The sequence below is a fragment of the Pseudomonas sp. Sample_9 genome (genome assembly GCF_004307535.1).
In the GTDB taxonomy this organism is placed as follows: domain Bacteria; phylum Pseudomonadota; class Gammaproteobacteria; order Pseudomonadales; family Pseudomonadaceae; genus Aquipseudomonas; species Aquipseudomonas mercuritolerans.
Genome location: NZ_RAZO01000297.1, coordinates 17,974 through 24,906 on the forward strand (window position 1 = coordinate 17,974; position 6,933 = coordinate 24,906).

Consider the following 6,933-nt stretch of genomic DNA (forward strand, 5'->3'; position numbering starts at 1 on the left):
CTCCCGACACCGCTGGAGTATGAATGATGTCGGCAGCCTTGGCTGTCAGCAGCATGTCTTTGTAGGCGTCAGGCGCGTGACTTTCTGTTGTGCCGATAAATCGCGTACCGAAGTAGGCCAAATCCGCACCGAGCAGCTGCGCGGCGAGAATCTCATGGCCGTGGTTCAGACATCCTGCAAGCAAGAGTGTCTTGTCGAAGAACTCACGGATCTCGGCAATCAGCGCAAACGGGCTCCAGGTGCCGGCATGCCCGCCAGCACCGGCCGCAACGGCAATGAGCCCGTCGACACCGGCTTCAGCGGCTTTCTCGGCATGGCGTCGCGTGGTCACGTCGTGAAACACCAGACCGCCATAGCTGTGCACCGCGTCGACCAGTTCCTTCACCGCGCCGAGGCTGGTGATAACGATCGGCACCTTATGCTCCACGCAGATGTCCAGATCCGCCTGAAGGCGCGGGTTGCTGTGGTGAACAATCAGGTTCACCGCATAAGGGGCCGGATTATCCAGCGCCGCCAGGCCCGCTTCGATCTGTTCCAGCCAGGCCTTGAACCCACTGCTTTCGCGTTGGTTAAGAGCCGGAAAGCTGCCGACCACGCCGTTGCGGCAGCAGGCGAGCACCAGTTCCGGATTGGAGATCAGAAACATCGGCGCCGCAACCACGGGCAGACGCAGACGTTGTTCGAGCACAGCGGGCAGCGACATCGTGAACCCCCGAAGATTTTTATCGATTGAAGTTAGAACGGCTTGACCACGACCAGAATTACGATAGCCAGCAATATCAGAACCGGCACTTCATTGAACCAGCGATAAAAGACATGGCTGCGGGTGTTTTCGCCACGGGCGAAGCGTTTGACCTGCGCGCCGCACATATGGTGGTAACCGATCAGCAGCACGACCAGAGTCAGTTTTGCGTGAATCCAGCCGCCCTGGCTGAAAAGGCTTGGGTTGAGATAGATCAGCCAGCCACCGAAGATCAGCGTGGCGATCATCGCCGGGCCCATGATGCCGCGATACAGCTTGCGCTCCATGACGCTGAAGCGTTCCTGGCTGATCGTGTCTGCGCTTTGCGCGTGGTAAACGAACAGGCGCGGCAAGTAGAACAGCCCGGCAAACCAGCAGACGACGCTGACAATGTGAAACGCTTTGAGCCATAGATAGAGCATTTTTGGTTATTCCCTCATTCACGGTAGCCAGATAGTAGAGGCTTGAGCGTCCGCGCGTCACCTTGGCGGTTGTCGCAGGCGCGCGCGGCCCCTATTATCGACGGCTTTCCAGTGGGTTCGTTGAGGGCAGGTTTATGGTCAAGGTCGGTATCGTCGGCGGCACGGGTTACACCGGTGTCGAACTGCTGCGTCTGTTGGCACAGCATCCGCAGGCAGAAGTGGTCGTCATCACTTCCCGATCCGAGGCCGGTCTGGCCGTGGCTGACATGTACCCGAACCTGCGCGGTCACTATGACGGGCTGGCGTTCAGCGTGCCGGACATCAAAACCCTCGGCGCTTGCGATGTGGTGTTCTTCGCCACGCCGCACGGTGTGGCTCACGCACTGGCGGGCGAATTGCTGGCGGCGGGTACCAAGGTCATCGACTTGTCCGCCGACTTCCGTTTGCAAGATGCTGATGAATGGGCCAAATGGTACGGCCAGCCACACGGCGCGCCGGAACTGCTGGACGAAGCGGTCTATGGTCTGCCGGAAGTCAATCGCGAGCAGATCAAGAAAGCGCGCCTGATCGCGGTGCCGGGTTGCTATCCGACCGCAACGCAACTGGGTTTCCTGCCATTGCTTGAAGCAGGTCTGGCCGACGCATCGCGTTTGATCGCCGACTGCAAATCCGGCGTCAGTGGTGCCGGGCGTGGTGCGGCTGTAGGTTCTTTGTACTCCGAGACGTCGGAAAGCATGAAGGCCTATGCGGTAAAAGGTCATCGTCATTTGCCGGAAATTCGCCAGGGCCTGCGTCGCGCGGCGGGCAAGGATGTCGGCCTGACCTTCGTCCCGCATTTGACGCCGATGATTCGCGGTATTCACTCCACGCTCTACGCGACTGTGGTCGATCGTTCGGTGAATCTGCAGGCGCTGTTCGAAAAGCGCTATGCCAGCGAACCGTTCGTCGATGTAATGCCAGCCGGCAGCCATCCGGAAACCCGTAGCGTACGTGGCGCCAACGTCTGCCGCATTGCTGTGCATCGTCCGCAGGATGGCGATCTGGTGGTCGTGCTCTCGGTGATCGACAATCTGGTGAAGGGCGCCTCGGGTCAGGCAGTGCAGAACATGAACATCCTCTTCGGACTGGACGAGCGCTTCGGTTTGTCCCATGCCGGCATGCTGCCTTAAAAGCAGCTACGAGCTTCAAGCCACAAGCTGCAAGAGATCAGAGGCAAGCTTGAAGCTCACCGCTTGAAGCTTGCCGCTGCTCCTCTAATAGTTGACCAATTTTCTAGGACAAGCGGATAATGCGCGTCATCACGCATTATGGCGGCGTAACGCCGGGAGATAGTCAGCATGAGCGTCGAATCCTTCACCCCCACGGCTTTGCAATTCACTCAAGGTGCTGCGCACAAGGTGAAGAGCCTGGTCGATGAAGAGGGGAATGATCGCTTGAAGCTGCGCGTATTTGTTACGGGCGGCGGTTGTTCAGGGTTTCAATACGGTTTCACCTTCGATGAAGACGTGGCCGATGACGACACCATCGTCGAGCGCGAAGGCGTGAGCCTGGTGGTCGATCCGATGAGCTTCCAGTACCTGGCCGGTGCCGAGGTGGATTATCAGGAAGGTCTGGAAGGTTCGCGCTTCGTGATCAAGAACCCGAATGCCACAACGACTTGTGGTTGCGGTTCTTCGTTCTCGATCTGATCGCAGTTCACCGCACGCAACAAAACGCCGCAGAGCCTTTCGGTTCTGCGGCGTTTTTGTGTCTGAAGCTTATGCCGGGTAGATAGCGCCGAGTACGCGCAGGCCGCGAGCACCAGTGACGCTTGGTCGGTTGGCGGCGATGCCTTCGAGGCAGCAATCAGCCAGCCAGGCGAAGGCCATGGCTTCCACCCAGTCAGGGTCAACGCCGTGGGTGGCGGTGCTGGCGACCTTGGTGTCTGGCAGTAGAGCGGCCAGACGTTTCATCAGCGTGGCGTTATGAGCGCCGCCGCCACAGACCAGCAACTCCTGAGTATCCGATTGAGCGCTTTGTAGCGACTCGACGATGGTCAGCGCCGTCAGTTCGAGCAGCGTGGCCTGAACGTCTTCGGCTGCGAAGGTTGGCAGGCGTGAAAGATGCTGCTCCAGCCATGGCAGATTGAAGACTTCCCGGCCGGTACTCTTCGGGCCTTTGGTGACGAAGAACGGGTCGCTGAGCAGTGCCGTGAGCAGGGCTGGTTCAACCTTGCCGATCGCAGCCCATTTGCCGTCCCGGTCATAGTTTTCGCCACGTTGCCGGTGAATCCAGGCGTCCATCAGAACATTCCCCGGCCCGCAGTCGAAACCGGCTACAGGTTTATGCGGCTCAATCAGGCTGAGATTGCTGAATCCGCCTACATTCAAGACTGCCTGGTTACCGCTACGCTCTTCAAACAGCGCTTCATGAAAGGCTGGCACCAGAGGCGCACCTTGGCCACCCGCTGCGATATCGCGACTGCGGAAATCACTGACGACGGTAATACCGGTCAACTCAGTCAGCAGGGCTGGATTACCGATCTGCACGGTAAACCCGCGCGCCGGCTCATGGCGAATGGTCTGACCGTGGCTACCGATGGCACGAATGGCATCGGGCTTGAGTTGTTGTTGCGCGAGGAGGGTGTGAATGCCCGACGCGGCAAGTTCGACCCAGTGTTGCTGGGCAATCGCCGAGCGGGCGATCTCGTCGGGGCCGCTGGCGCACAAGCCGAGCAGCTCGGCGCGCAGGGATTCAGGCATTGGCAGGTAGTGGGTGGCGATCAGTTTGATCGCCGAGGTCTGCTCGATCAGGGCGATGTCCAGCCCGTCGAGACTGGTTCCGGACATCACACCGATATACAGGGCCATGGCTTAGCGCTTGCTCGAAGCCAGCATCGTGGCCTTCTCTTGATCCATGCGCGCCATCAACGGTTGGCTCTGCGCGAGGAAGCGCGCGCGTTCGGACTTGGCGATCGGATCGGCCATCGGCAGCTTTTGGCCCAGTGGATCGACGTGAACGCCGTTCACCTGGAACTCGTAATGCAGATGCGGGCCGGTGGAAAGGCCCGTGGTGCCGATGTAGCCAATCACTTGGCCTTGCTTGACGGTACCGCCGGTTTTCACGCCTTTGGCGAAACCCTGCATGTGGCCGTAAAGCGTACGGTAGGTGTTGCCATGCTGAATGATCACGGTGTTGCCGTAACCGCCGCGACGGCCGGCCAGCAGGACTTTGCCATCACCGGCAGCCTTGATCGGCGTGCCTCGCGGCGCTGCGTAATCGACGCCTTTGTGGGCGCGGATCTTGTTGAGGATCGGGTGCTTGCGGCCCATGGAGAACTTCGAGCTGATGCGGGCGAAGTCAACCGGCGTCCGGATGAAGGCCTTGCGCATGCTGTTGCCATCGGCAGTGTAATAGCTGCTGTTGCCTTGTTTGTTGGTGTAGCGCACAGCGGTGTAGGTCTTGCCGCGGTTGGTGAAGCGCGCAGACAGAATCGGGCCGGTGCCGACTGCCTTGCCGTTGATGATTTTCTGCTCGTAGATCACATCGAATTCGTCGCCCTGACGAATATCCTGGGCGAAGTCGACGTCGTAGCCGAACACGCTGGCCATATCCATCGTCAGGCTGTGGGAAAGCCCGGCGCGGGCAGCGGACTGCGACAACGAGCTATTTATCACGCCGTGAACGTAGGCTGTGCGAACCGTTGGTTTAGCGGTAACTCGGTTGAATGAATAGCCCTTGTCGTTCTTGGTCAGAGTAATGGTTTCAACGTCGCTGACCTTGCTGTGCAGGCTGGTCAACTGGCCTTCCGGATTCAGTTCGAATTCGAGTTTCTGACCACGCTTGAGCTGGCTGAACTGTTTGGCCTGCTTGTCGCTAGCCAGCACTTCATGCACGGAGGCTGCTGGCAGACCGACTTTTTCAAACAGGGTGGACAGCGTGTCGCCTTTGGAAACCACGACTTCGCGGTGGCCAGGCTCTTTTGGTTTCTCCGCTGGCGCTACAGGTGCCGGCGCGGTTTCAGCGGTTTGCGCGGCGTTTTCGTCGCTGTTTTCGATTTGTGCGAACGGCGAAGCTACGGGCTCGTTTGTGGCTTGAGCCGCATCAGCAGCGTCTTGATCTTGTGTCAGTTGTTCAGCAGGACTTTCCAGTTCAAGACTCAGAGTCGTCTTTTTGGCTTCAACATCGCTGGAGGGGAATACCAGCAGCGCCAGGCTGAGAAGGGCGGCAATTCCACTTGCGGCAAGCAGGTGGGTCTTCGGGTAAAGCGGGGGCGCTTTAGACGGTTCTGTGGTCATAGGTAATTTTTGACTTTGAAATAGATGAATTGGAAAAGATGAATGACATGATGAAGATGAAATAACTGTATAAAATATAACCAAATCATCGCTGAAGCAAGTCTACAGACCTCCGGTCTGTGGATTGGTGTCCGTGCGCCGGGCAAAACTTGTAATTGGTGCGCGTTCTTGTATGGTTGGTTCCCTTTGAATCTGAGCCTTGCGGGTCTGTTATGAAGTCGGTTGAAGAGCAGCTAGCGCTGATTAAACGTGGTGCGGAAGAACTGTTGGTCGAGTCCGAGCTGGTCGAGAAGCTCAAGCGCGGTCAACCGCTGCGTATCAAGGCTGGTTTCGACCCGACCGCTCCGGATCTGCATCTGGGTCATACCGTGCTTATTAATAAGCTGCGTCAGTTCCAGGAACTGGGGCACCAGGTGATCTTCCTTATAGGTGACTTCACCGGGATGATCGGTGATCCGAGTGGCAAGAGCGCCACGCGTCCGCCACTGACGCGTGAGCAGGTTCTGGAGAATGCCGAGACCTACAAGACTCAGGTTTTCAAAATCCTTGATCCGGCGAAAACCGAAGTTGCATTCAACTCCACCTGGATGGACAAGATGGGGCCGGCGGATTTTATTCGCCTGACTTCGCAATACACCGTCGCTCGCATGCTTGAGCGCGATGACTTCGACAAGCGCTACACCACCAACCAGCCAATCGCTATTCACGAGTTCCTCTATCCGCTGGTTCAGGGTTATGACTCGGTCGCGCTGCGCGCGGATGTCGAGCTGGGCGGTACCGATCAGAAATTCAACCTGCTGATGGGGCGCGAGTTGCAGCGTGGTTATGGCCAGGAAGCCCAGTGCATTCTGACCATGCCATTGCTGGAAGGTCTGGATGGCGTGAAGAAGATGTCCAAGTCGCTGGGCAACTATGTCGGTATCCAGGAAGCGCCGGGCGTCATGTACAGCAAGCTGGTCTCCATCCCGGATGCGCTGATGTGGCGTTACTTCGAATTGCTCAGCTTCCGTTCGATGGATGAAATCAACGCCTTCCGAGCTGACGTTGAGGCTGGCGCGAACCCGCGTGATATCAAGATCAAGCTGGCTGAAGAGATCGTTGCGCGATTCCATGGCGAAGAGGCGGCGGCGAATGCTCACCGTGGTGCCGGAAATCGCATGAAGGATGGCGAGCTTCCGGATGACTTGCCTGAGGTCGAGCTGGCTTCGGCTGAAGATATGCCGATCGCTGCTGTTCTTAATAAGGCGGGCCTGGTGAAGAATTCGGCAGCAGCGCGCGATCTGTTGGCTGCGGGCGGCGTGCGTGTTGATGGTGAAGTGGTTGATCGCTCCTTTATATATGTACTGGGCGCGACTCACGTTTGCCAGGCTGGCAAGAAGGCGTTCGCACGTATTACGCTGAAATGTGAATAAAGTTGGAATTAGGGGTTGACGGCGAATTCCAGAGGTCTATAATTCGCCCCACTTCCGGCGCAGTCGAAACGGAAAACTCC

At 58.0% G+C, this 6,933-nt stretch carries 7 protein-coding genes; 3 read left to right on the plus strand and 4 right to left on the minus strand.

The features are described from left to right. Positions 1–703, minus strand: a 703-nt coding sequence (locus D6877_RS16750) for a nitronate monooxygenase (protein WP_130911507.1), incomplete at its 3' end; no start/stop codon positions are given. 32 nt (positions 704–735) lie between these two features. Continuing rightward, complete coding sequence (gene hemJ, locus D6877_RS16755; protein WP_039757756.1) at positions 736–1,164, minus strand: protoporphyrinogen oxidase HemJ; 429 nt, start codon at positions 1,162–1,164, stop codon at positions 736–738. 134 nt (positions 1,165–1,298) lie between these two features. Between hemJ and argC the strand changes: the two genes are divergently transcribed. Both argC and erpA read left to right on the plus strand, forming a co-directional pair. Next, on the plus strand, positions 1,299–2,333 hold the full coding sequence (gene argC / locus D6877_RS16760) for an N-acetyl-gamma-glutamyl-phosphate reductase (RefSeq protein WP_130911503.1): 1,035 nt from the start codon (positions 1,299–1,301) through the stop codon (positions 2,331–2,333). Positions 2,334–2,501: 168 nt separating this feature from the next. Further along, positions 2,502–2,852 (plus strand): iron-sulfur cluster insertion protein ErpA, encoded by a 351-nt coding sequence (gene erpA, locus D6877_RS16765; RefSeq protein ID WP_007918905.1) that lies wholly within the window; start codon positions 2,502–2,504, stop codon positions 2,850–2,852. A 69-nt stretch (positions 2,853–2,921) separates the two neighbouring features. Here erpA and D6877_RS16770 read toward each other — a convergent pair whose 3' ends face one another. After that, positions 2,922–4,013 (minus strand): anhydro-N-acetylmuramic acid kinase, encoded by a 1,092-nt coding sequence (locus D6877_RS16770; protein WP_130911504.1) that lies wholly within the window; start codon positions 4,011–4,013, stop codon positions 2,922–2,924. A gap of 3 nt (positions 4,014–4,016) precedes the next feature. Continuing rightward, a complete protein-coding gene (locus D6877_RS16775; RefSeq protein WP_130911505.1) occupies positions 4,017–5,441 on the minus strand; it encodes a peptidoglycan DD-metalloendopeptidase family protein in 1,425 nt (474 codons plus the stop codon). Positions 5,442–5,653: 212 nt separating this feature from the next. On the opposite strand from D6877_RS16775, the gene tyrS reads away from it, so the two are divergent. Further along, positions 5,654–6,853, plus strand: a complete 1,200-nt coding sequence (tyrS, locus tag D6877_RS16785; protein WP_130911506.1) for a tyrosine--tRNA ligase — start codon at positions 5,654–5,656, stop codon at positions 6,851–6,853. Positions 6,854–6,933: the final 80 nt, after the last annotated feature.

Bases quoted from the DNA above. Each gene is read 5' to 3' on its own strand.
- hemJ (WP_039757756.1), bottom strand. From the start codon at position 1,164: ATGCTCTATCTATGGCTCAAAGCGTTTCACATTGTCAGCGTCGTCTGC.
- argC (WP_130911503.1), top strand. From the start codon at position 1,299: ATGGTCAAGGTCGGTATCGTCGGCGGCACGGGTTACACCGGTGTCGAA.
- erpA (WP_007918905.1), top strand. From the start codon at position 2,502: ATGAGCGTCGAATCCTTCACCCCCACGGCTTTGCAATTCACTCAAGGT.
- D6877_RS16770 (WP_130911504.1), bottom strand. From the start codon at position 4,013: ATGGCCCTGTATATCGGTGTGATGTCCGGAACCAGTCTCGACGGGCTG.
- D6877_RS16775 (WP_130911505.1), bottom strand. From the start codon at position 5,441: ATGACCACAGAACCGTCTAAAGCGCCCCCGCTTTACCCGAAGACCCAC.
- tyrS (WP_130911506.1), top strand. From the start codon at position 5,654: ATGAAGTCGGTTGAAGAGCAGCTAGCGCTGATTAAACGTGGTGCGGAA.